Source organism: Chitinophaga parva (genome assembly GCF_003071345.1).
GTDB classification, from domain to species: Bacteria; Bacteroidota; Bacteroidia; order Chitinophagales; family Chitinophagaceae; genus Chitinophaga; species Chitinophaga parva.
This window is the reverse complement of record NZ_QCYK01000003.1, coordinates 175908-199975: the sequence shown is the minus strand read 5'-3', so window position 1 is coordinate 199975 and position 24068 is coordinate 175908. Positions and strand designations below refer to the sequence as shown.

The 24068-nt window shown below is 53.8% G+C and carries 17 protein-coding genes; 11 read left to right on the top strand and 6 right to left on the bottom strand.

The features are described 5' to 3' along the window. Window positions 1-107: 107 nt before the first annotated feature. Window positions 108-2012 carry an AAA domain-containing protein gene (locus DCC81_RS20110; protein WP_108688483.1) on the bottom strand — a complete coding sequence of 635 codons (1905 nt, stop codon included), beginning with the start codon at window positions 2010-2012 and terminating at the stop codon, window positions 108-110. Between the two features lie 119 nt (window positions 2013-2131). Between DCC81_RS20110 and DCC81_RS20105 the strand changes: the two genes are divergently transcribed. From DCC81_RS20105 to DCC81_RS20070, 8 genes are all read left to right on the top strand, one after another. Next, on the top strand, window positions 2132-2788 hold the full coding sequence (locus tag DCC81_RS20105) for a DUF2975 domain-containing protein (protein WP_108688482.1): 657 nt from the start codon (window positions 2132-2134) through the stop codon (window positions 2786-2788). A gap of 1 nt (window position 2789) precedes the next feature. Next, window positions 2790-3011, top strand: coding sequence for a helix-turn-helix domain-containing protein (locus tag DCC81_RS20100; protein ID WP_108688481.1), 222 nt, complete (start codon window positions 2790-2792; stop codon window positions 3009-3011). 258 nt (window positions 3012-3269) lie between these two features. Beyond that, window positions 3270-4622, top strand: a complete 1353-nt coding sequence (locus DCC81_RS20095) for a sugar porter family MFS transporter (RefSeq protein WP_108688480.1) — start codon at window positions 3270-3272, stop codon at window positions 4620-4622. Window positions 4623-4800: 178 nt separating this feature from the next. Continuing rightward, a complete protein-coding gene (locus DCC81_RS20090; protein ID WP_108688479.1) occupies window positions 4801-5388 on the top strand; it encodes an HdeD family acid-resistance protein in 588 nt (195 codons plus the stop codon). A gap of 225 nt (window positions 5389-5613) precedes the next feature. Then, window positions 5614-5946 (top strand): SWIB/MDM2 domain-containing protein, encoded by a 333-nt coding sequence (locus DCC81_RS20085; RefSeq protein WP_108688478.1) that lies wholly within the window; start codon window positions 5614-5616, stop codon window positions 5944-5946. Between the two features lie 278 nt (window positions 5947-6224). After that, window positions 6225-7184, top strand: coding sequence for a helix-turn-helix transcriptional regulator (locus tag DCC81_RS20080; protein ID WP_108688477.1), 960 nt, complete (start codon window positions 6225-6227; stop codon window positions 7182-7184). Between the two features lie 35 nt (window positions 7185-7219). Beyond that, complete coding sequence (locus DCC81_RS20075; protein WP_108688476.1) at window positions 7220-8722, top strand: hypothetical protein; 1503 nt, start codon at window positions 7220-7222, stop codon at window positions 8720-8722. Between the two features lie 219 nt (window positions 8723-8941). Continuing rightward, window positions 8942-9790 (top strand): glycosyltransferase family 2 protein, encoded by an 849-nt coding sequence (locus DCC81_RS20070; protein ID WP_108688475.1) that lies wholly within the window; start codon window positions 8942-8944, stop codon window positions 9788-9790. 152 nt (window positions 9791-9942) lie between these two features. On the opposite strand, the gene DCC81_RS20065 is transcribed toward DCC81_RS20070, so the two are convergent. Further along, window positions 9943-12927 carry a glycoside hydrolase domain-containing protein gene (locus tag DCC81_RS20065; protein ID WP_108688474.1) on the bottom strand — a complete coding sequence of 995 codons (2985 nt, stop codon included), beginning with the start codon at window positions 12925-12927 and terminating at the stop codon, window positions 9943-9945. A gap of 7 nt (window positions 12928-12934) precedes the next feature. Further along, window positions 12935-14212, bottom strand: coding sequence for a DUF3472 domain-containing protein (locus tag DCC81_RS20060; protein ID WP_108688473.1), 1278 nt, complete (start codon window positions 14210-14212; stop codon window positions 12935-12937). A gap of 240 nt (window positions 14213-14452) precedes the next feature. Between DCC81_RS20060 and DCC81_RS20050 the strand changes: the two genes are divergently transcribed. Continuing rightward, the gene (locus tag DCC81_RS20050; RefSeq protein ID WP_133177736.1) at window positions 14453-14800 is read left to right on the top strand and encodes a hypothetical protein; all 348 of its coding nucleotides are present in this window, start codon (window positions 14453-14455) and stop codon (window positions 14798-14800) included. Window positions 14801-14806: 6 nt separating this feature from the next. On the opposite strand, the gene DCC81_RS20045 is transcribed toward DCC81_RS20050, so the two are convergent. Then, window positions 14807-15403 carry an HD domain-containing protein gene (locus DCC81_RS20045; RefSeq protein WP_108688470.1) on the bottom strand — a complete coding sequence of 199 codons (597 nt, stop codon included), beginning with the start codon at window positions 15401-15403 and terminating at the stop codon, window positions 14807-14809. Window positions 15404-15422: 19 nt separating this feature from the next. Further along, window positions 15423-15944, bottom strand: a complete 522-nt coding sequence (locus DCC81_RS20040; protein WP_108688469.1) for a hypothetical protein — start codon at window positions 15942-15944, stop codon at window positions 15423-15425. Window positions 15945-16056: 112 nt separating this feature from the next. Here DCC81_RS20040 and DCC81_RS20035 point away from each other — a divergent pair, with 112 nt between their 5' ends. Next, the gene (locus DCC81_RS20035; protein WP_108688468.1) at window positions 16057-16413 is read left to right on the top strand and encodes a winged helix-turn-helix transcriptional regulator; all 357 of its coding nucleotides are present in this window, start codon (window positions 16057-16059) and stop codon (window positions 16411-16413) included. A 79-nt stretch (window positions 16414-16492) separates the two neighbouring features. Here DCC81_RS20035 and DCC81_RS20030 read toward each other — a convergent pair whose 3' ends face one another. Next, a complete protein-coding gene (locus DCC81_RS20030; RefSeq protein WP_108688467.1) occupies window positions 16493-19654 on the bottom strand; it encodes a glycoside hydrolase family 2 TIM barrel-domain containing protein in 3162 nt (1053 codons plus the stop codon). 332 nt (window positions 19655-19986) lie between these two features. Between DCC81_RS20030 and DCC81_RS20025 the strand changes: the two genes are divergently transcribed. After that, complete coding sequence (locus DCC81_RS20025; protein ID WP_108688466.1) at window positions 19987-24066, top strand: hybrid sensor histidine kinase/response regulator transcription factor; 4080 nt, start codon at window positions 19987-19989, stop codon at window positions 24064-24066. Window positions 24067-24068 lie beyond the last annotated feature (2 nt).

Below are 24068 nucleotides of genomic sequence, written 5' to 3'. Positions count from 1 at the left end.
CGTTAAATTTCATTCCTGCAATGGCCCTTCCGGTACGCAAACCCGCATGGATACTGGCCGGAGGGCCATCCGCCTGCACGAAAACGTTTTCGTGAAAAGGTGCTGTCTTAATCCATAAATTCCCATGCGCTGAGGTAAGCATTGTGCTGCTCTGCGTAGGTAATAAAATTTGCGTAGAAGGGCAGTTGGGAAAGCGTACCACTATCCCCTACCACCACCAGTTTTTTACGGGCGCGGGTCATGGCCACGTTCATACGCCGGATATCTGCCAGGAAACCGATCTTGTTTTCCGTATTGCTGCGGGTCATGCTGATGTATACAATGTCGCGCTCCTGGCCCTGGAAGCTGTCGATCGTGTTTACCGAGATCCGGTTGCCATATTTATGCAGGTCCGGCGCGTGTTGCAGCTGTTCTTTCAGCAGCGTTACCTGCTGTTTGTACGGGGAGATCACGGCAATGCTGGGAAACTGGTCCACGGGATAATGCGTATCCAGCTCCACCGCCAGGCGGCCCAGGTGTTTGAAGAGGAAAGCCGCTTCTTCAGGATTGGTCGTGCTGGTGCCATCCTGCTTTTCTTCAAAGCCACAACCGGCCGTGTCGATAAAAGCAAGGGGCGAATCGTCGGTGAACAGGGTATGTTCCGCCACAGAGGCGTGCGCACGCAGCTGGCTGTTGTAAAACGAAGCAGCAGCATACCCCATAATGGTGGCGTGCATACGGTACTGCTCTTCCAGCATCACCACCGCCTCCGGGTGCAGTGCTACACACTTTTCCAGCAAGGTGGTGCTGAGGCCGCGGCGCGCTGCTTCATTCGATTTGATGGTGGGCGGCAGTTGCTGGTGATCGCCTGCCAGTATTACTTTTTTTGCTTTGAGGATGGGGATCCAGCAGGCAGGTTCCAGCGCCTGGCCAGCTTCGTCTATCACCACGGTCTTATATTGGAGGTTGCGCACCGTGTAGTGATTAGCGCCCACCAGCGTGGTGGTGATCACCTGGGCGCGGGCTATTACATCGTCTATGATGTATTGCTCTGTATCGCTTACAGTTTTCATGATATTGCGGGCTTCCGTGAAGAGGGCTTTGCGCTGCTCGCGTTCCGCCCGGCCAAAATTACGCTTGTATTTATGCGCCATGTCACGGAATTCATTGGCCTGTTTTTTCAGGGCGCGGATCTCCTTCATGCTGGTGTGCTCCGCAATGCGGGCATCCAGCGTAAGCGACATCAGATGTGCTGACACACGGGCAGGATTGCCTATGCGCAGTACATTCAGCCCTTCCGCGGAAAGCCGCTCGCTGAGCAGGTCTACCGCCGTGTTGCTGGGTGCTGCTACCAGGATGGGCAGGTGCTCCAGTTTCCACAAGGCTTTGATAGCCTGCACCAGCGTGGTGGTTTTTCCTGTGCCGGGAGGGCCATGCACGATGGCAATTTCATTGGCAGCAATAATCTTTTCCACGGCCGCCTGCTGGGAAGCATTGAGCTGGGGAAGATGATAGGTGACCAGTTCATGGTGGAAAGTGGCAGGTTTTTCACCCAGCAGTACTTTAATGAGGTGGCCTTCATTGCCTTTATCCTTGCGGATTTCCGCTTCCTTGAGCGCGGACTGCATTTCATCGTAACTGTTGTCGTCAAACAGCAGGTCTATGCCCAGCTTCCCGTTGTCCGCCCAGTCCGGCAATTCATCCGTGCGCAGGGTCAGCTTCAGTCGGTTACCGCTTTGCCAGGTGATGGTGCCTTCCAGGCGGTCGTTTTTGGGATCATGGTTAGAGAATAAGGCGGCGGATACGCCAAAGCGCAGCTGGTGTGCAACGTCCTGGTGGGTGGTGCGTTCTGCTTCCACGGTAAGGTAATCACCGCGGCCCAGTTCAGTATCGCGGATGGCGATGGGATACCAGGCCATGCCGGCTGCGCGGCGGTCCGCCACAGACGACGATGCAATGAGTAACTGATAGGCGTTCTTGTCTTCTTCCCGTTCCAGTTGCAGGAGTTCCAGCTGCTTTTTGAAATAATCCATGCGGCAAAGGTAATAGATTTGCCGGTCATCGTTTCTTGATACATATTTATCGAAAAACAATAAATTTATTTTGTTTATCGAAAAACAATAAATAGCTTTGACAGACTAAAACAAATGTTATGCGCTCCAAGAGATTATTCAGCGTGGTAGGCACCGGGGTACGCCTCTGTTTAAATGCCTCCGTTGTACTGGCCGTGCTGGCAGTAGCTTTTTTCATTTATACCCTGTCCACTGAAAAGGGAGACCCCCGGGCGGGTGGTGTACCGGACGGGCTCTCCGTGAGCGCCCCGGTGCAGCTGTTTGGCCAGGCAGCTGCCAGGCACCAACCGGACACCATTTCCATGCCGGCCGGTGCGCGCGTGGCTATCCGGGAGCAACCGGGAGCTCACTACCGGTTGTCTGCTTTTTACTTCAGCCCTTTGGGTATGCTCATCCTGTTGTTTAGCTGTGCAAAGGGCATGGCCGTCATTTACGGGCTATGGCTGTTGCGGCAGGTGTTCCGGAAGGTGAGTGAAGATGAACCATTTCCCGGGCAGGTGGGCCGGCGTATCCGCAACATAGCGCTGGTATTTATTGGCGTGGATGTGCTGAAGATCGTGTACTACGCTTTGTTCCAGCATTTTTGCAACGGCATGTTCCCGGCAGGCCGTGGCATCAGGGTGAGCCTGGAGATCGAGGTAGGCAGCGGCATTATCATGGGCCTGCTCCTGCTTTGCCTGGCCGTGCTGTTTCGCCGTGGGGAAGAAATCTATTCAGAACAACAATTAACTGTATAACATGCCGATCATTGTAAACCTGGACGTGATGCTGGCCAGGCGCAAAATGCAGCTCACGGAACTGTCTGAAAAAATGGGTATTACGCTGGCCAACCTGTCTATCCTGAAGACCGGCAAGGCCAAGGCCATCCGTTTTTCCACGCTGGAAATGATCTGCGGGATACTGGAGTGCCAGCCCGGGGATATTTTAGAATACCAGGCGCCTAAGGGGAGGAAGCAATAATCTGCAGCTTGCCTGCATCCAGGCAGGCAGCTTTTCTCCGATGTTACCAAATAATACAACTTTATTAGTGCCCAGTTCCAGGTAATGAGCCCTGCCCAGCAAGGAAAGTGCAGTCCGGCCCCGGGATGTATAGTAAGTCCCGCTTGTTTTTCCCTGTGCCTTCTACCGCTCCGAAAAACACCCCACATTCCTCTTTATTTTATTATTTTCAATCCCTGACCACGCTTATTCTTTACTAAAAAATTCCACTCCCACCACATGAAACAACAACGTGTATTTCTCTGGTCCATTGTCATTGCACTGGGCGGCTTCCTCTTTGGGTTCGACACCGCAGTGATCTCCGGGGCAGAGCAGTTCATTCAAAAGTACTGGCAGCTTTCTGAAGTGGAGCATGGCTTCACCATCTCCATTGCCCTCATCGGCACCGTGATCGGCTCCCTCATGGGCGCGCTCCCGTCTGATGCGCTGGGCCGTAAGAAAACCCTTTACATCATTGCCGCATTGTACCTCATTTCTTCGCTGGGCAGCGCATTTTCTACCAACTGGTATGCTTTCCTGTTCTTCCGCTTTGCAGGCGGACTAGGTGTAGGCGCCTCTTCCGTTACAGCTCCCATCTACATTTCAGAGATTGCACCGGCGGAGCGCCGGGGCAGGCTGGTGGCGCTTTTCCAGTTCAATATCGTACTGGGCATCCTCATGTCTTATCTCTCCAACTACCTGGTAGGCGACATTGGTAAAGAGCCCTGGCGCATTATGCTGGGCGTACAGGCCGTGCCTTCCCTCCTCTTCCTGGTGCTGCTGAGAACCGTGCCCGAAAGCCCCCGCTGGCTCATTCAGCACAAGCAGGATACCAACGCTGCGCTGGACATCCTGCGCGTCATTAACCCAGACACCGCGGCGGCTACGGCGCAGCAAATACAGCAGGACCTGGCCACCGCCCAAACCCAGGCACAAGCCGCAAAAGAGCCGCTGTTTTCCATGAAGAACAAAACCCCTATTATGCTGGCAGTACTGTTTGCCTTCTTCAACCAATTATCCGGTATCAACGCTATTTTATACTATGCGCCCCGCATTTTTTCCGAAGCGGGCTTTGGCGAGAAAGCCTCCCTGCTTTCCAGCGTAGGCGTGGGTTCTGTGAATTTCATCTTTACGCTGCTGGCCATGAATTTCATTGACCGGTTTGGGCGCAGGTCCCTCATGCTGGTGGGCTCCTTCGGGCTCATTGTCACCCTGGGACTGGTAGCTTATTCTTTCTTCCATAAAAGCGCGTCCAACGATCCACGTATACCCGTTGCCGTTATGAGCTGCCTGTTTGCCTACATTGCCTTTTTTGCCTTCTCACAAGGCGCGGTGATCTGGGTATTCCTGTCGGAGATCTTCCCGAACACGTTGCGAGGCAAGGGACAGGCCCTGGGCAGCACTACGCACTGGGTGCTGGCGGCAGTGATCGCGTTCTCCTTCCCGGTGATGAACAGCACCATCGGGCTGGGCAACCTGTTCCTGATCTTCATGGGCATGATGGTATTGCAACTGCTGTTTGTGTGGAGGATGATGCCGGAAACCAAAGGTAAATCGCTGGAGCAACTGGGCAGTACGCTGGTCATGCATTAAACGATCGCTATCACCTACACAAAAGGGCTGTACCTGGAACGGTGCAGCCCTTTTGTGTTGATCCCTTTCAACTTCCGGGACTTGCCTGCATTCCAACCTTGCAGCATATCAAACAAAACCACCGCAGGAGATGTTTTCATGGTGAATCTTTTTTATCTTTCACTTAAACTATTCTTTTATGGCGGGCATCATTTCAGCATTGGAGCAGGAAACCAGGAACTGGTGGCTATTGCTCATTACCGGCATTATTTTCATCCTCGCGGGGGTGGTTACTTTCGTATACCCGGCCCAGAGTTACCTTGCCCTGGCTGTATTCTTTGGCGTGGCCATTTTAATGGGTGGCATTTTCAAGGTAGCCTTCGCCATCACTAACCGGGAAAGCCTGCACGGCTGGGGCTGGACGCTGGCATCGGGCGTGGTGGACGCAGTGATCGGCTTCATCCTGCTGGGCGATCCGCTGATCTCTGCGGCAGTGCTGCCTTTTATAGTGGGTTTTTACATTTTATATGCGGGCGGGGTGCTGATCAGCCTGGGGCTGGAGGGCCGCCACCTGCACATCACCGGCGCCGGCTGGGTGATCTTTGGCGGGGCCGTGAGCCTGTTGCTGGGCATCGGCGTTTTGTTTGTACCAGCTGCCGGGGCGGTAACCCTGATCACCTTTACCGGCCTCTCTTTCCTCTCTGCCGGCATTACCTACTGCATGGTGGCCCTGAAGCTGGAAAAGGCCCGTCACCGGCTCAAAAAACTGTCGATCCCAGGGAATTAGCGTTATGCACAGGCGTTGGGGATAAATAATTCCACCCTGGTTTTACTGCCGTTTTGCCATAGCTAGTGAGCTGGTTTTGAAGACCTTCTGTGAGCTTCTACCTGGCATTCCCCCTCGGGAACAGCCCTGCAACCCGCGCCAAAAGCGGATTTTCCGGCCACACCTGGTTATAATCCTTTGAAATTCGTATATTTAGATCATCACTAACCAATTAGATCTTATCATATGGCAAAAAGTTCCAAAGCAGCAGCGCCGAAGGCAGCTGCCAAAAAAGAGGCCGCTCCTAAAAAAGCCGCCGCTCCCAAGAAGGCTGCAAACAGCGCTTTTATGACTCCGCTGACACCCAGCGCCACCCTGGCTGCGGTAATTGGCACTACGCCTTTGCCCCGCACCGAGGTAACCAAAAAGATCTGGGACTACATCAAGGCCCACAACCTGCAGGACCCTGCCAACAAGAGAATGATCAATGCCGACGCCAAACTGAAACCACTGTTTGACGGCAAAGACCAGGTATCTATGTTCGACCTGACCAAATTTGTAGCTAAGCACGTAAAATAGCCGTAATAGCGCGTTATGCAAAAAGACAACCAGTCCTTGTAAAAGGGACTGGTTGTCTTTTTTATACAAAGTACAATGTACCAATTTAGCGAATGCCCGCCGCCATTTCGCATTCAACCAAACCCAGTACTGCTGCGGCTTTGCAGCCCGTTGTTGTAAATTGCCAGCACGCTGTTGATCCCGTGCATGCTGCCATGAATGCCACGTTATGAACGAGCTGAGGACCTTGTTTTAATCACCCTGGTTAGCCCGGACTACACCATTAAACCTGGAACACCATGACCTTCCAACTTTATTCTAAAAGGTATGGCGAACTGCATTGCATACCAGATGTCCCCCTGGTGGCTGCTGATCATGTACTACCCGGTATCTCCACCCAATGCTATACCGGCAGTGAAGGACTGAGTTATTTTATTTTCCAGGAAATACCGGTGGCCGGCTTCCAGGTGCGCATCTGTCATTTTTATTCTTTTGTAAAGGACACGCTGTTGCTGCTCAGCGAACCGCTTACCATGCTGCATATGGGCCTGCGCCGCAGCCATGAGCTGTACTTACCACAATTGGGCAAGCTCACCTTCCTGGAACGCGGTTATAATATCGTGGACATTCCCCGCACCCTGATGGAATGGCCCCTGCGCCCGCAGCAGGCTTTTTCCTTTGTGCAGGTGCTGCTCCCGCCCGCTCTGCTGGCCGGGCTGGCGGAAGATCATCCGTCCTTGCAGGCACTCCTGCAGGAAGACGCAGCGCCGCGCGCCCACCTGCGCCGCCAACACAACGTGGTGGCGGGCCTGGAGGTAATGAGCTGGATGGACATGCTGCTGCACCCACAGCAAACAATGTACAGCAACGAAGCCATCGTAATGCAACTGGTACGGGCGGCCGCGCATCAACTGCCGGAAGGCCCTTGCAGCGGAAGCCTGCGCCTGCAGGATGTTGATGTGGAAAAAGTATACGCCATCGCAGCGTGCCTGGTAAACGGCGACGCCCCGCCTTCCCTCCAAACACTGGCCGAACAATTTGATATGAGCCTGTACCGCATGAACAACGGGTTTAAGCAGGTGTATGGCCACAGTGCCGCGCATCACAGAAAAGAGGAGCAATTGCGCAGGGCGTTGCAGCTGATGCACCAGCAGCAGTACAGTGTAAAGCAACTGGCCTACACGCTGGGTTACTGGCCCCAGAACTTCAGCCGGGCCTTTAAAAAACGCTTCGGGTACTCACCGGGGCAGCTTGCATAGCATTCCGTATTCTTTCACTCATATGCTGCCCCTTTATGCTACACATTATTAACCAGGTGGGCCGGAAGTACCTGATCATTGCCCTGGTGGCCGGCTTTGCACAGTTCCTGCTCCTTAAATGGCTGTATCCCTTCCCGGATTTTATTTCAGATTCCGCCAGCTACATTTCCACCAACCGCGAGCACCTGGCCGTGAACCTCTGGCCAACAGGCTATTCCGCCTTCCTTAATTTCATTCATGGCATCAACACATCGGATTATTTCCTGGTATTGTGCCAGTACGTGTTGCTGCTGTTTTCACTGCTGTATTTTTTCTACTCAGTGCTCTACCTGTTCCAGTTGTCCGGGGTGAATAAAACGCTGCTATTTATCTTCCTGTTCTTTAATCCCGCATTGTTATTGCTTTGCAATTTTGTGCTCAGTGATGCATTGTTCTTTGCAGTAAGTATCATCTTGTTTTCCCAATACCTCTGGATGCTGCACAAGCCCACGTTCATCAACCTTTGTTTCCAGGCAGTGCTGATCGGGCTTGCGTTCACCATCCGCTACACGGCCATTTATTACCCGGTAGTGAGCCTGTTTGCCATCCTCGTTTCCGGCTACACGCCGCGTGTAAAGCTGGCGGGGATAGTGATGCCATGGCTCTTCATCCTCCCTTTTATCAAACACACGCAGGATGCCACGAAAGCCATTACCGGCACGCCGGAATTTTCCGTGTTTGGCGGCTGGCAACTGGCCAATAATGCACTGTACATGTATGGGCATATCCAGGTAGACAATAACCAGCTGCCCCCGGAACTGCGGGTGCTGGATGATAGCGCCAGGGCCTATTTCCAGCGCGCAGCGCCTACAGACGATGACCTGGCCGCTATACAAGGCACTTACTTCATTAAAAACCGGAATGCCATCCTGAAGCCTTACCTGCAAGCGTGGGCAAACAGTCACCAGTTCCAGGCACACAGCAGCCGTGACAACTTCCAGGCCTGGGGCGCCGTGTCACCCACTTATAAGGCATATGGCCGCTATCTCATCATGCACTACCCGGTGCCCTTTGCGCGGTACTACCTGTGGCCGAACACCCGTAACTATTTCCTGCCTTACCTGGAAAAATACAGTAACTACAACCTGGGCCTCCCGGAAATGTTTACCGGCCCGGCCGCCTGGTTTGAGTTGGATAACCCTGCCGTATATACGCGGATAAACCCCGCGGCCGCGGCGGCCTTCTTTAGTTATTACCCCTTCTGTTTCTTCATCCTCAATCTCTATTTCCTGATCTGCTTCGTGGACTTCATCGTGTCAGGGAAGATCCGCTACTGGAGAGACTTCCCTGTTAGCGGCATTGTACTGGCGGCCTTTTTCCTGCTGGTAAATTTTGGCTTCAGCGTGTTTGCCACGCCGGTGGTAATGCGGTATCAGTTGCTGCCCATGACCCTCCTGTTTTTCTTTTGCCTGTATATGACGCAGCAGTTGTCCAGGAAGAAGCAAGACATCAAACCTAAAAAACAACTGATCCCCTTATCCTCTTCACAGGTACGCTGATACGGCAACCATAAACAGCACTCCCGATCTCATAACCCCGATGCATAACAATTTGTACACATGCTCCCTAAATCAAAAAACGCATCGGGGTTTTCGCTAAAACGGATTGTTTAAAACCCGCTCCTGCAGCCACTTTGCACACCACTCCATTTAACTTCAGTGCTATAAAAATAACCCTGCTGCTACAGCAAATTTTACGAGCTCTTAAAACCGATTGCTATGATCAACGGACAACGTGTGCTGGTGGTACTCCCCGCCTACAACGCGGCCAGGACCCTGGACCGCACTTATAAAGAAATAGACCGCAACCTTGTAGATGATGTGATCCTGGTGGATGATGCCAGCAAAGACGACACCGTGGCGGTGGCCCAGCATTTAGGCATTGCCCACATTGTATGCCACGAAAAGAACAAAGGCTATGGTGGCAACCAGAAGTCCTGTTACAAAAAAGCCATTGAACTGGGGGCAGACATCGTGATCATGCTGCACCCAGATTACCAGTACACCCCTGCCCTGCTAAGCTCCATGGCCAGCGTGATTGCCAACGGCGTATACCCCGTGGTGCTGGGCTCCCGCATCCTGGGCATGGGCGCCCTGAAAGGTGGCATGCCTATGTACAAATATGTTTTCAACCGCATGCTCACCATGTTCCAGAACACGCTGATGCGGCAAAAGCTGTCTGAATACCACACCGGTTACCGTGCCTTCCATCGTGATGTACTGCTCTCCATTCCGTACCAGCAGAATTCCGACGACTTTGTATTTGACAATGAAATGCTGGCGCAGATCTTCTACAAAGGTTATGAAGTGGCCGAGATCACTTGCCCCACCAAATATTTTGACGAGGCATCCTCCATTAACTTCCGCCGCAGCGCCAAGTACGGTATGGGTGTACTGGGTACCAGCATCCGGTATTTCCTGAGCAACGCCGGTCTTAAAAGGTCTAAACTGTTTGAGGGCATCCTCCGGGAAAAGCGTCCCCAATGGAATGTGAAACCCACCGTGGAGATCAATACAGCAGGTGTAACCCTGCAGCAGGATGTACCGGCAAAGAATGAAGCAGTATAACGGGAACATACCTGCGTAATTACATCGTACCAATATGCGAAAGGCCACAACGGACCAGTAAGCCGGGTGGCTTTTTCACATTATTACCTGGCGGGCACACATAAAAAAACCGGCCTCCAAAGAAGCCGGCCTTGTTTGTATGAAACGCTTGCCTACTCAATCCATAACAAATATCCTTTGCCTTTTGCAACAGGCAGCTTGCCATCCTTCACCACCATCTCTTCCTGGAAACCCGCTACCGCCGGCACTTTCACACTGGCCTTGGCAGGATCTATGCCCAGGGCCTTCCAGTCAATATCCAGTTGCACCGTAGTGTCTGCGGGCGCCCAGCTGGCCATGGCTACCAGCGTGCGGCCCTGTTGTCTGTACACGGTAGCCAGTACCTTGTCATTGCCTGTTTTCACAGGGCAGTTGGGGCTCCAATAGCCGATCATCTCAGCGTGCTCCATGCCAAATTGCGCCCACAGTTTCCAGAGCGGGCGGGGATCGTTTACATCCGTCCAGCCCAGGCGGTTGGTCATGCCGTACACCATTCCTCTCCAGGGATTACCGCCATCCTGCAGCATTTCACCCATGAGACCAAACGGGATACCGCTTACTTCCGTGAGGAAGAAGTCGGGGCTGTTCTGCTGGTAATCAAAATACTCTCCAAACCAGAGACGGTTCAGGTAGGGAAAGTTTTCCATGTACAGGTTAGCGCTGTTGTTAAAGCCATCACTTTTGTTGTACTGGTTTGCAGAGTGCAGGTCTATGATGCCGGGATGACCATCCTGTGTGAGCACGCGTTTAATGCGCTTCATGGTCACGCGGTCAAAGGCTACGTCATCCAGGTAGATGCCATCGATGCCCACGTTTTGCACCAGCCAGTTCATGCCTTCCACGTAGTAGTTGTGCCAGCGGTTCATACCGCTGTTGATAATGGCTGCGTCTTTTACTTCCGGTACAAACCAGGCGGCAATGTAGTCACTGTCCACATGCTCCTGCAGCCAGGAGAAGCCACCACCCTTGCCGGGCGAGTACACTTCATGGCCCAGGCTGCGCAGTACCGGCAGTTCATAAGCATGATCGGAAAGCTCACGGATGGTGTTATAGATCTTCACCTTCAGGCCTTTGCGGTGCGCTTCATCAATATAATCCTTCATCTTCTTCCATTCAATGAAAGGATAATTGATCCAGGGATTGATGGGCGTTCCATGGTGGATATTGATCACCGTGGCGCCAGTGCCCTTGATGGTGTCCAGGTTATCGTATTTGTGATAAAACCGGTTAGTCCATTGGAAGTCCGTTTGCAGCGGATGGAAGGGGGTGATGAGCAGGTTGAAATTAAAATACAGTACGTCCCCTTTCTTCATACTGCGCGCACCACTGTAGGCGCTGTACACGATGGATTTCCCTTTCGGGTACACGTCTATGCCGCCTTTGTTGTCATTGCCCCAGGAAGCAGGCAGGTGCAGGGGCTTTTGCAGGTAGAAATTCGTATTAAGCGGGCGCACATAATTTTCATCGCGGAGGGAAAACTGCAGGCCGCCATTTACATTACCCGTCCAGGCGCCATCCTGGTTCTTGTGGGCTACATCCCATTTCCAGTGCAGGGAATCCGGGCGGTTGCCACCTTTCAGGCCCAGTCCCATCATGTACCTGGCCATCTCCGGCTGCATGGGGATGTGCAGCTTGATGTCACTGAGGTCCAGGTCCTGCAGGGCAGTGAGCTTCACCGTGTACGCCACGAAGCCGTCAAATTCCAGCCTGGCCTGCACATCCATGGTCATGGCATCCGCAGTGTTCCTGGCTGACCAGCTTACGGTACCGCCATCCTGCCGGGTAATGTGAAACCCTTCCGTTTTCCAATGCAGGAAATCATCTGCACCGGGTTTATTGAAATGGAAGTGAATGGCCTCTGTAAGCAGGGGATGTGCCGCATTACCAATGCTGGTCATTTCCGGCGTGTACAAGCTTGCTATCTGCAAGGGCATCCCATCCTGGCCAATGGTGAAACGGCGGCCCAGCAGGGAGATCACACTGTCCTGTACCTGCAGCGGCGTGTACGGCGCTATCACGGTGTTCTGCTGTGCAAGGTCGGAGTTCAGCCAGTTTACCCGGGTCATGTTAGCGGGTTCGTTCACCCCTCCGTTTACTGCAACTTTCTCATTTACGGTAATTTTCAACGTAATGACAGTAGGTTTTTGTCCGGCTGCCTGCACGGTGGCAGTACCGTTATATACGCCAGGAGCCGCACCAGCCGGCACTTCCAGGCCACACCACAGGGGCTGGATGGATTGTGCGGGTACATTCACGGCCTGCGTGAGCGGGCTGCCATCGTAAGCGCGGCCATTGGTATTAATGCAGGACAATTCCCCGGCGGCGATGGTGGCACCATTTGCTGCCTGAAGGCTGGAAAAATGCACCTGCACATTTTCCAGTGGTTGCAGTGCGTACACCCCCAGCTGGAATGCGAAATAGCAACCTCGGTCTGTACCGGCCGCAAAGCTTTGCTGTACGCCGCTTTTGATCCAGCGGTAAGGCAGGTCGTGCGGCATGCGGATGGCGTGCATTTTATCTTCGGGGAACACCAGGTAGGCGGCGTCCTTATGCTTTGCCAGCAGGGCCCTTGTTTCCGCGGCCGTGGCGATCACCTCCATGGGATAAAAACTGTTGAAGGCATCTACCGCCTGCAGTTCTTTCACCTGCACGGGCTGCGGCTTTGCAGCACCTGCGCTGGCCAGCCATGTAGCACTGGCGGTGGTATCCGGTTTGAGGTATACACCGCGGGGATAGTTGCTCCTGCCTTCATTTTTATACGGCATATAATACACGTAGTAAGTGCCCTTGCCGGTGGAGGCATCGAAAAGCAAGGTTGCATATTCACGGCTGATGTGCAGCAGCTTCACATTGAGGATGCGGTGGTCCTGCGCATCTGTAACGATCACCCTCTTATTTTCCGGGTGCTCATCCCGGCGGCGCCAGTCTATGCGCACATAAGCCACTTTTGATGGCGCAGGCACGGCCAGTACCGCACGATGATTGCCCAGGGAATCGGGATCCCATGCATGGTGGCCGTCTGTGTAGGGCAATACCTGCGCGGTGGCTGCAAAGCCTGCCGCCAGCAGGATGCCGGTAAAAGTTTGTTTCAATAACATAGGATCGCTACGGTAATTTTTCAAGTTCAATAACAGGTGCAGTAGTGGGCGCAGGCACGGTATACAGGCCATTCAGGGCCGGCGGATGGTTGAAGAAGCCACAGTTGCGCAGGTAAAAGCCCTGCTCACCGCTACCGCCATCATAATCCAGGCGGTACCCAATGCGGGCGGTATTATCGCCCGTAAAACGCGCGCGGGTAATGGGCTCCCACTTGCCGGACGCCGTTCTTACCCATTGGTTATGATACCAGGCTTTGCGTGTAATATAACCATTGTCAGGATTGAAATTCTCCAGGAAGGAATGCAGGTGGGTTAACCACGTGTGGGTACGCGGCCGGCTGAAACTCGCGATCAACGTCCACTGGCCCTTTTCCGGTGCAAAAAAGTAAGCGGTATATTCCGTATGGATGCTGTCCAGCGGGTGGCCGTGCAGCAGGAATTTATAGGTACGGCCGGCCTTCCAGGGATAGTTCATGTAGCTCTGGCCACCGGAACCTTCATTGCCAAACTCGCCGGTATGCACGCCAGCGCCTTTCTTCAGCATTTTGATCTGCTGGTCTGCCGGTATGCTTTTGGGATCGTCGGTGTTGTAGGGGCTCCATACGGAAAAGAGGATGTGTCTTTCCTCCGGCCCGTTCACCTGCATACCAAAATAGCCTTCTCCAAAACCGGCTGCCATGAAATAAGATCCTTCGGGATCATTCCCCTCTGGCACCGTGATCTCGTTATAAAACCATTCTATGTTATCATCCACTGCCTTGGTATCATAACCAAGGTGCACGGAAGGGCCACGCCGGCCCCAGTGAAAGAAGTTGCCTTCATTGTTCTTTACATAAGTGAGGCGGGCATCTACTGCACTGCCGCTTACGGTGATACCGGTAACCTCCGCAAAGAGAGGGGCCGTTTTCTTTATGCCCTTCACTTTCAGCTCCACGTAGTTGGTATCTACTTCCCAGCTACCCAGGTTATAGGTGTAGCTGCCTTTGTCCAGTTTTACCGTATAGGCTTTACCGTTAATGGAGGCGCTGATCACGCTGTTGTTGTCAGCTGCCACCACCGCCATACTCACACTGAGCGTGCCGGCGGTGGCGGGCTTCAGGAAGGTGGAATAAACTACACCGGCATTGTCCCAGCCGGACCATCCGTGGTTGGTAACACGGGCGTGGCTGCCCTGGGGCAGGGTGGTTACAAAGGAGTTGCCACCGGGTGGCACCTCCGTTTGTGCGGTTGCGGTAAGGGCCAGCAGCAGGCTACCGAGGAGGAACAGGGGATTGCGTTTTTTCATTTGCTAAAAGTACGTCCCGGCGGCGGCATGCGGAAGTACGTTCATCATGTTAGGCAATCGTTTGCGCGGGTTGGAGCGCCTGTTATGCGGGGTGGTCGCCTCGCCGGGCCTCACCCGGCGGGGCGGATGGCGTTTGCCGCTTTTAGCGGCGGGATCTATAAACCGGGCTATATGAAATTTTGAAGAACACTGGTATTTCCGGGGAATTGGTCTTAGCTTAGTCACCCAAAATCAGCCTGTATGAAAGGTGGCATTACCCGTCGCTTCGCAGCATACCTATTGAATAATTACATCGGCAATTTCCTGGGATTTATTGTGGGCTCACTTTCCTCAAGACTGGTGGCCAATTATTTCACCACCCGCAGCATCCGCAATCTCTGGGGCCTCACGGCGCACAAGACCATTGTTACCAAACATACCTATACCACGCTGGAATGGAGCGTGTCTATCCTGGTGGGTTTCATCGTATTTGAGCTGGTATCAAAATGGCTGCAAAAACTGGTGGCCTCCCTCCTGCCTAAGTACAAGCTTACCCGGTGGATGGTACAGCCCCAGGCTGAAGCGGAAAAGGAGGCCATGGAGCAATAGCGGTTGCTACCCTGCCAGTTCCCGCTGCAGGTTTGCCTTTGCAGTGGTTTCATATTTTTCGTGGAAATAAGCCGTTTTGAAAATGCGTTCCATTTGCAGGAAATGCTGCAACACTTTTTTACGCCCCGGCTTATACAGCAGGTCCGGGTACATGTGATATTCCTTTCTTACATTGGCCGCGTACGTGGCATAAACTTCCCAGGGCTGGCCTAAGATGCACAGGTCTGCGTCCGTAAAGTAATTGGTATCCATATCTGCCTGCCATGTATGTTGCCTGGTTGCCAGGATGTGTTGCTCACAGCGCGCCACCAGCGCAGGCGGCAGCGTGTGCAGGTTTTTTGCGGCAAGGGCGGCGCTACGTGCTTCATTGTCCTTTTTCTGTGCATCATAGATCACATCGTGGTAGTACAATGCAAACAGTACGGCATGTTCATTTTCCAGCAGGGCACTTACCGGCTGTAATTCCGCCAACATGTTTTCCAGGTGGTGCAAGGTATGATAGTAGCGGCCGGGCTCGTTGTAACGCGCCGTAAGTTTGTCCCACAAAGATTTTGCGGGCAAGTGGTATTCATCCGCCAGGGCGTAAAAAGTTTCCTGTAGCATAGGCGTAGTTTACTGCCTGCTAAAATAGGAATTTGTTGCCCAATTCTGCATCGTGCTTATGCGGTGCACCGCGCATATGCCGCATACCTTCCGGCCAGTGCTCCTTCATGAAACGCCCGTAATACACCAGCAGCGGGAAAAACAGGAATGCCTGCAGCAAGCCTGTAAGTTCAAAAACCAGGTTGTCCGGCCTTTCATACATAGGCGCGGGAAACAGCCGGTTGTAAAATGCGCCGGGGCCGGAGAGCGGCCATACAATATTTTTGCAAAGATGGTTGTACACACCTTCAAACAGGCCGATGCCTGTCAGCGGGAAAGCCAGTACCACCAAGGCATACAGGGCCAGCCACATTTTGTGGTAGCGGGTAGTGTGCAGGTAATACTGCTGTAACAATAACACGAGTAGCAGTACCGGCGTGGCAATAAACACCACGTGCAGCCGCCAGGGCGTGTTATAAACAAAAGCACCGTAAGCATGATGGAGCATGGTAAGCAGCAGCAGCAGGCTGGTAAATAAAGTTGTTCTTTGTAAGGACTTCATAATTTGGGTATTTTTATACTGCAAATGTGTGCGATCTATGGCGGTATTAACATAGGTAACCAAAAGCACACCTACCCCCTTTTTTTGTTACTTATAGCGTTATCAATGGATTATGCAGCAAGAAAAAAATGAAGTACTGATCTATGCGCCGGCCCTCTGCCCCATGGCGCTCACGCTGGACGTGATAGGTGGCAAATGGAAGCCACTGGTGGTATACCTGGTATCGCAGGGCGTGAACCGTTTCAGTACGCTGGAAAAACAGCTGCCCGGCATCAGCCGTAAAATGCTGGCTAACCAGCTGCGCGAGCTGGAAAGCGATGGACTGTTGTCACGGGAAATATTTGCCGAAGTGCCGCCCCGGGTGGAGTACAGCCTTACGGAAAAAGGCGCGTCTTTAATGGAGGTATTGATGCCGGTGTATGAGTGGGGCGCACGGAATTTACAGCACCGCATGCGGCACCTGCACTAGCATCGGCACAAAAAAAATCCCGGTCGCAGACGGCAACCGGGATGTTCCCTTCGTTATGAATTGATGCTAATACGCGTGTTTATTGCACCCGCAGCACGTAGCTGAAGGACTGTGCCACGGAACGGGGCACATAGCGGTCCAGCGGGCGGGGTCCACAGGAATTGGACCCTACCCCCAGCGTGCGGGAGGCAATGCAAAGCACGGTAGCCTTGCTTTCCGGCAGGTCTATTTTGTACGCTACCTGCTGCATTTCCTCATCGCGGTAAGGCAATGCTGATACCTGCAGCAGGTCCTTGTCTTTCACCACGCTCAGTGCCACGTGATTGCCACGCACAGTGGCCCAGCGCACATCTTCGTGGTTACCGCATTCCATCGGCTTTTCATACGGCGTGAGCTGCGCTTTTACACTGCTGCCCCAGATGCCTACTTCTTCACCAGCCTTACGGTCTGCATAGTTTTCTTCCGGACCACGGCCGTAGTATTGGAATTCATTGAGATCATTTTTGAGGAGCAATCTCACCCCTACCCTGGCCAGGGCAATGTTCACATCACTGAAAGCCAGGTCGTTGTTCACTTTCACCACGCCATCCCCGCTGATCACGTAGCTCACCTTATGGGTTACGTTAAAACCATTGTGGCCCTTACCGTGGAGTGTAGCCGTTACCGTTACATCACCGTCCTGTTTCACTGCCACATCGCTGACGCTCCATGCTATCTTTTTAAGGCCATAGCGCTCCCATTCATCATCGGCCCACATATCATCATTGCGGTGGGGCGCACGCCACAGGTGCAGCATAGGGCCGCCTTTATCCTGCAGCATTTCCACACCATGGCTTAGCATGGAAGTGAAAGTGCCTTGCTGCCTGCTGAAGGTGAGGGCAAAGTTGCTGCCGGTCACCAGGATATTGTCTGCATCTTCTGTTACTGCCAGTTTATCCTTCTGCAGGGCCGGCAGGAAGTTTCCATCGCCATCCGTTACAGACAATTGCTGGGATGCCACTTCGTAACCTTTGTGGGCCCACATTTCCTCATTGGCCAGGGTAAAGGACAGGCGCACGATGTATTCCGCGCCGGCCTTGCTGGTGGCCAGCTTGGGCAGTTGTATGTCTGCAGAATCGCCGGCTTTGATATGGGGCAGTGCGATCTTACCGCTATCCGTCACCACGCCATTTTCCATGAGGCTCCAGCGGGCGTTAAAACCATCCAGGGGGATGAACTGGTACTTGTTCACCACGCGCACCTTACCCTGGGCTACATCCACCGGCCTTACCTTGATCCACTGGTAAGCATGTTTCAGCTCGGGGTAGTGGGGCTTGGGGCTGCGGTCGGAGAATACCACGCCTTTGTGGATGAAATAATGATCATTGGGCCATTCTCCAAAACCGCCACCATACGCAATGATGGGGTGATTGGGGTCAATGCGGTTCCAGATCCCCTGGTCTTCCCATTCCCAGATACAACCACCCAGCAGGCTGGGATATTGATCAAACAGGTCACTATACTCATCCACGCTCCCCATGGAGTTGAACATGGCATGCGCGTATTCGCAGAGGTAGAACGGCTTGTTCAGCTTGGGATCTGTGGCGTAGTGGCGCACGTCATGCAGTTGGGTGTACATCTGGCTGTCCATATCCGTAGGATTGCCGTCGCCCGTGGGAAAGCCCTGGTAGTGGGTAGGGCGGGTACTGTCTATCTTGCGCATGGCAGCCAGTGCTGCGCGGAAGTTGGTACCGCCGCTGCCGCACTCATTGCCCAGTGACCAGATGATCACGGAAGGATGGTTCTTGAAATTCTCCACATTTGCCACGTCACGGTCTATGATGGCCGCTTTGATGCGGGGCTCTTCGTTAAACTCGTCCCACGCTCCGTGCGATTCCAGGTTGGCCTCCGCCAGCAGGTAAATGCCGTATTCATCGCAGAGCTCATACCAGTGCGGATCATTGGAATAATGCGAGGTGCGCACATGGTTACAGTTGGCCTGTTTGATCAACAGGATATCGCGGATCATTTCCGCTTCTGTAACAGTGTGGCCGGACTCCGGCCAGTTCTCGTGGCGGTTCACCCCTTTGAGCTTCACCGCTACCCCGTTCACCATGAACACCCGGCCTTTGATCTCAATTTTGCGGAAGCCCGTGCGGGACGACATTGTTTCCAGCGCCTTCTCCCCTTCTTTCAGGGTGATCACCGTGGTGTAAAGCGAAGGCGTTTCGGCAGTCCACTTGCGGGGATTATTCACGGGGAAATCCACCTTCCAGGCGGTTTCCTGGCCGGGCTGCAGGGCCGCTACCGTGGCGGTTCCGGAAGTTACCAGCTTATCACCGTCATACAGGTCCACGCTCACTTTCCGTACAGGCGTGGCCGTAGTGCCGTAGTTCTTTATTTTACCAGTGGCGTTCAGCGTGGCGTTGGTATACTGCGCATCCAGGTCGGTGGTCACAAAGAAGTCGCGGATGTGCTCCTGGGGTGCGCTCCAAAGGGTTACGTTGCGGAAAATGCCGCTCAGGCGGAACATGTCCTGGTCTTCCAGGTAGCTGCCGGTGGTGAAGCGGTACACTTCCACGGCGATCATGTTATTGCCTGGTTTCACATATTTGGTAAGGTCAAATTCAGCGGCGTTGCGGCTGTTCACGCTGTACCCTACTTTCTGGCCATTCACCCACAGGAAAAAACCGGCGTCCACCCCGTCAAACGTAACGAAGATGCGGCGCCCGTTCCAGGCGGCCGGCACCTCGAAGTTGCGGCGGTAGCTACCCACGGGGTTGCGCTCCTTGTACGCCGTGAAGCTCACCGGGGGGGTGCTCATGACCTTGGGGAAATCTTTCTGGAAGATGTAATTGTAATTGCTGTAATAGGGTGTCCCGTAGCCTTTTACCTGCCAGCAGGAAGGCACGTCGATATCGTCCCAACGCGCTACAGAGTATGTGGTCTTGTAAAAATCCACCGGTCTTTGCTGGGGCCAGGGCACGTAGTTAAACTTCCACTTGCCGTTCAGGGAGCGGGCAAAGGAAGATGTATAACGGTTAGCACGCAGGGCCTCCTTCAGGTCTGCGTAAGGCATCAGGGTGGAGTGGGCGGCCTCCTTGTGGATACCCAGGCATTCGGGATCTTCAATTTCCCTGGGTACAGGCGCCGTATCGGCCGCACTGTGCCAGGGGCCGTTTTGCAGCTGCAGGTGCTGGAAGGCAGCACAGCGCCCGGCAATGCTGCAGGCAATGAGTAAACTGGCAAATGAAAGTTTCATAATCTGGATTTATTAAAGCATGGTTTTGGCCCCCCTGGTGCCTGGGAAGGCCTTGCAGGGATGCTAAACGGTTACAAAGATGCACAACGAAGGAGCCGGCAATTTGCCCAAACGTGCATATGATTTGCACTTTTGTACTTATTTGCCCGGGACAAAGGTGAAAAAAAACTTGCCGGATTGTACATTTTCCCGGCACAATTGTACCCGCGCACGCCGGTCAGGTGCCACTGGCACTGTGCATTACGGGTTTTAATTTGTAAACTTGCCCCTATCCACTGATCCTAAAACGTATACCGCTGCCGCAACGTTCCTTTATTAATGTATGGCTGCCCGTGCTACTGCTGCTCCTCCTGGCGGGCGGGCGGGTGCTGGCGCAATCCTATCCCTATCATTTTAACGCCCTCACGGTGGACGAAGGGCTTTCGCATACGGATGCCACGGACGTTGTGCAGGACCCACAGGGCTTTATCTGGATATCCACCCTGTTCGGGATCAACCGTTTTGATGGCTACCGCATCCGCCGGTATTACAATAGCAACCATCCCCTGAGCAATGCCTACGCCAACCGGGTGATCTGCCTGGCAGCGGATAGTGCAGGCCTGCTCTGGCTGGGTACCGAAGATGGTTTCCAGCGCTTTGACACGCGCCGGGAGCAATACATTAATTATACCGTGCGCAAAGGCGCGCCCGTCCGGGAGATCAACCGGCTGCTCATCCGGTCTGCACACTCCTTTTATGCCCTCTCTGGTGGCGGCGTGCTGCGCGCTTACACACTGCAGGACACTACCCTGGAAGAGCAGCCCCTTTCCTTGCCTGCCGGCATTTTCATGAATGATATGGCAATGGCGCCAGACGGCCGCCTGTACCTGGCCACCTCCAAGGGCCTGTGGATGATGGCCCCGGACGGTAAGCCCCACCCGCTTGTGGTGCAGGGCTGCCCGGAAAACCATTTTGACCGCCTGTTCCTGGGCCAGGCCGGCCAGCTGGTGCTGGGCACGGGGGGCCATCTTTACCTGGCGCAACCCACGGGCGGTGCATGGACCGTTTCCAAAACCACCACCATCAACGGGTGGGTGACTGGCATAGCCCAGGAGGCGGATGGCAACTACTGGATTAATGGTAGCCAGCGCCTGGTGCGGCTGGGGCAAGACCTCTCCTTTATCCAGGAGATCAGCAGCAACAGCCCGGTGAAATATGTGAACCTCAGCGGGTTGCTGGGCATTTTCATAGACCGCTCCCAGTGCCTGTGGACGTGCAACTTTGGCAACGGCGTACATTATGCAGACCTCCACGAGAAAAAATTCTATACCGTTCAGCACCTGCCGGAATCGTCCCACTCCCTGTCTGGCAGCTACGTGCGTGCCATCCTGGATGAGAACGGGAAAGACCTCTGGGTAGGTACCAATTATAATGGCCTTAATCATTACGACCTGCAGCAGCAAAAGGTGGTGGCCGTGTACAACAGCCATGACACGCCCGTGCGCGTGCCGGGCGATGCCATTACCGCACTGGTCACCGATAATGCGCACAATCTCTGGATAGGCAATAATGGCGGTATTGCCATCATGCGGCCAGACCGCAGGCAACTCCTGCACCCGCCGGGGTCGGAAAATTTTCCCAACCACGTGATAGACGTACTGGCCAGGGATTGCTTTGGCAACATCTGGTTCGGGGACCACTCCCACCAGTTTGGCGTGATCGTAAAAGATGCCGGCGGCACTTACCATGTGAAGTATTACGGGGAAAGTTTTTTCATCCATGCAGACTCCGTGAGGCCCCAGCTGCTGGTGTCCAGCACCCACGGCCTTACCCGCATGATCGTGGATCGGGAAGGTAATATTGTAAAAAGCTGGCGCTACCTGGCCACCGGCAAGCCCAATTCCCTGAGCTCCAACTACACCTACCCCATTGGTAAACAAAACGACAGCACTTACTGGATAGGCACCATTGGCGGGGGGCTGAACCGGCTGGTGCTGCGGCCGGATGACTCCTACACCATCACCGCATTCACACAGGGCATTTTAAAAGATGTGGAGGGGCTGGAAGTGGATGATGAAGGCTACATCTGGCTGGCGGGCAACGGGCTGCAACGCTTTGACCCACGCACGGGCACCGCGGTACGGTATGACAAGAGCGACGGCCTGCAGGGCAATAGCTTCAAGGTAAATTCCTCCTGCCGGGGCGCCCATGGCATGCTGTTCTTCGGCGGCATTAACGGGCTGAATTATTTCCAGCCGGCAGAGATCACGCCCAACCTGGTGCCGGCCACGCCGGTGATCACCACGCTGCTGGTAAACAATGCTCCGGCAGATTCTGCCCGCTACATTCCCCATGACACGGCATTGAAGCTGAACCACCTGCAAAATAATTTCGTGATCAGCTTCAGCGCCATGCACTACGCCAACCCGTTGAAATGCCGCTTCCGTTATAAACTGCTGGGGTATGACAAGGACTGGCAGTATACCGACGGGCGCCACCCCAGCGGGGCTTACAGCAACCTGGATTACAAAGACTACACCTTTATAGTGGAGGCCTCCAATAACGACGGTATCTGGAGCACACAACGTGCGCGTGTAGCCATTACCGTTATACCGCCCTGGTGGAAGTCTACCCCGGCCAAGGTCTTTTACTTACTGCTCTTCATCACCATCCTGCTGGGCATTTACATCTACCAGGCCCGCTGGTACCGGCTCAAAAATGAGCTGGCACTCCGCGCCGTGGCAGAGCAGCAGCGGGAGGCCATGCACCGGCAAAAAGAGCACTTGTACCAGCAGCAGTTGCAGCTCTTCACCAATATCTCCCACGAGTTCCGCACCCCGCTTACCCTCATTCGCGGCCCGCTGGAAAACCTGGTAGCGGAAGATGAACAGCCCACCCGGGCGCACGCTTACCAACTGATGCTGCGCAATGTGAAACGCCTCATTAACCTGGTGGGTGAACTGATGAATTTTAAAAAGGTGGCCGATGGAGCCATTCGCCTGCAGGTGCAGCCCATGGCGGTAGGCGACTTCTGCCAAAGCCTCTACAGCGAGTTTGCGCCCCTGGCGGAAAGCAAGGAGATCCGCTTTGACATCATCGACCGCACCGGGCTGCCTGCCCTGGATAATTATTTTGACGCCCAGGTACTGGAAAAAATATTACTGAACTTATTAAATAACGCTTTCAAATACACGAATAACGGCGGCCATATAACACTGGAATATTTCCTGGACCATGGCCAGTTCACACCCGCGTTCAATGTGGGCATTGCGCTGCCAAACGAAACGTACCAGGCCTCCCGCTATTGCTATTTCCTCGTGTCTGATACCGGCATTGGTATTTCCGAAACGTCCATTCCCAGTATCTTTGACCGCTACTACCGCGTGAGTAACCATCACCTGGGGTCCGGTGTGGGCCTGGCTTTGGTAAAAAGCCTGGTGCAACTGCACAAGGGCCGTATTGCCGTGTACAGTGAGCGCCAAAAGGGCACCCAGTTCCTGGTGTCGCTGCCGTGGGGCAAAGAAAATTATGACGCCAGTGAAGTGATGGCCCCTGGCGTAACGGCGGGCGCACAACTGGAGCAGGCGGATGCCATACCGCCGGCACCGGCTGCGCAGCAGGCACACCAGGCCGGCATAACCACCCGCAAAGCCAAACACATTTTACTGGTGGAAGACAACGTGGAACTGCGCGCCTTCCTGAAAGGATCCCTGGAACCTTATTACCACATCCACGAGGCGGCAGACGGCCACAGCGCCATTACCCTGGCGGCGGCACACAATCCGGACCTGATCATAAGCGACGTGATGATGCCCGGCATGAATGGCATTGAACTTTGCAAACGCATTAAGCAATCCCTTGACACCAGCCATATTCCCTTCCTGATCCTTTCTGCCAAAGATGCACTGGAAACGAAAGTGGAAGGCCTGGAATCCGGCGCCGATTACTATTTTGTAAAACCATTGAGTATTTCCCTGCTGCTGCTTACCATCAACAACATCTTTGAACAAACGGAAAAACTAAAGCAGCGCTATACGAACAACCATCTCATAGCGGCCACGGAGCTGGTACATTCCGAAAAAGATAAGAGCTTCATGGATACGCTGCTGCAACTCATTGAAGACAACATGCAAAATCCAGAGCTGGAAGTGGATTTCCTGTGTACGCGCCTGAACATCAGCCGCACCAAATTATACCAGAAGATCAAAGGCATTTCCGGCCAGTCTGTAGGTGAGTTCATTAAAACGATCCGCCTAAAACGGGCCATTTACATCATGACACATGAAGATGTAACCCTGGCCGAAGTGGCCGACAGGATCGGGTTACAAAGCAGCTCTTATTTTTCCAGGATGTTTAAAAAAGAATATGGCAGCGCCCCTTCCGAATTTGTGAAGGGATTGCGGAATGGCAGGTCTGCCCGGCATGAAGCATAGGG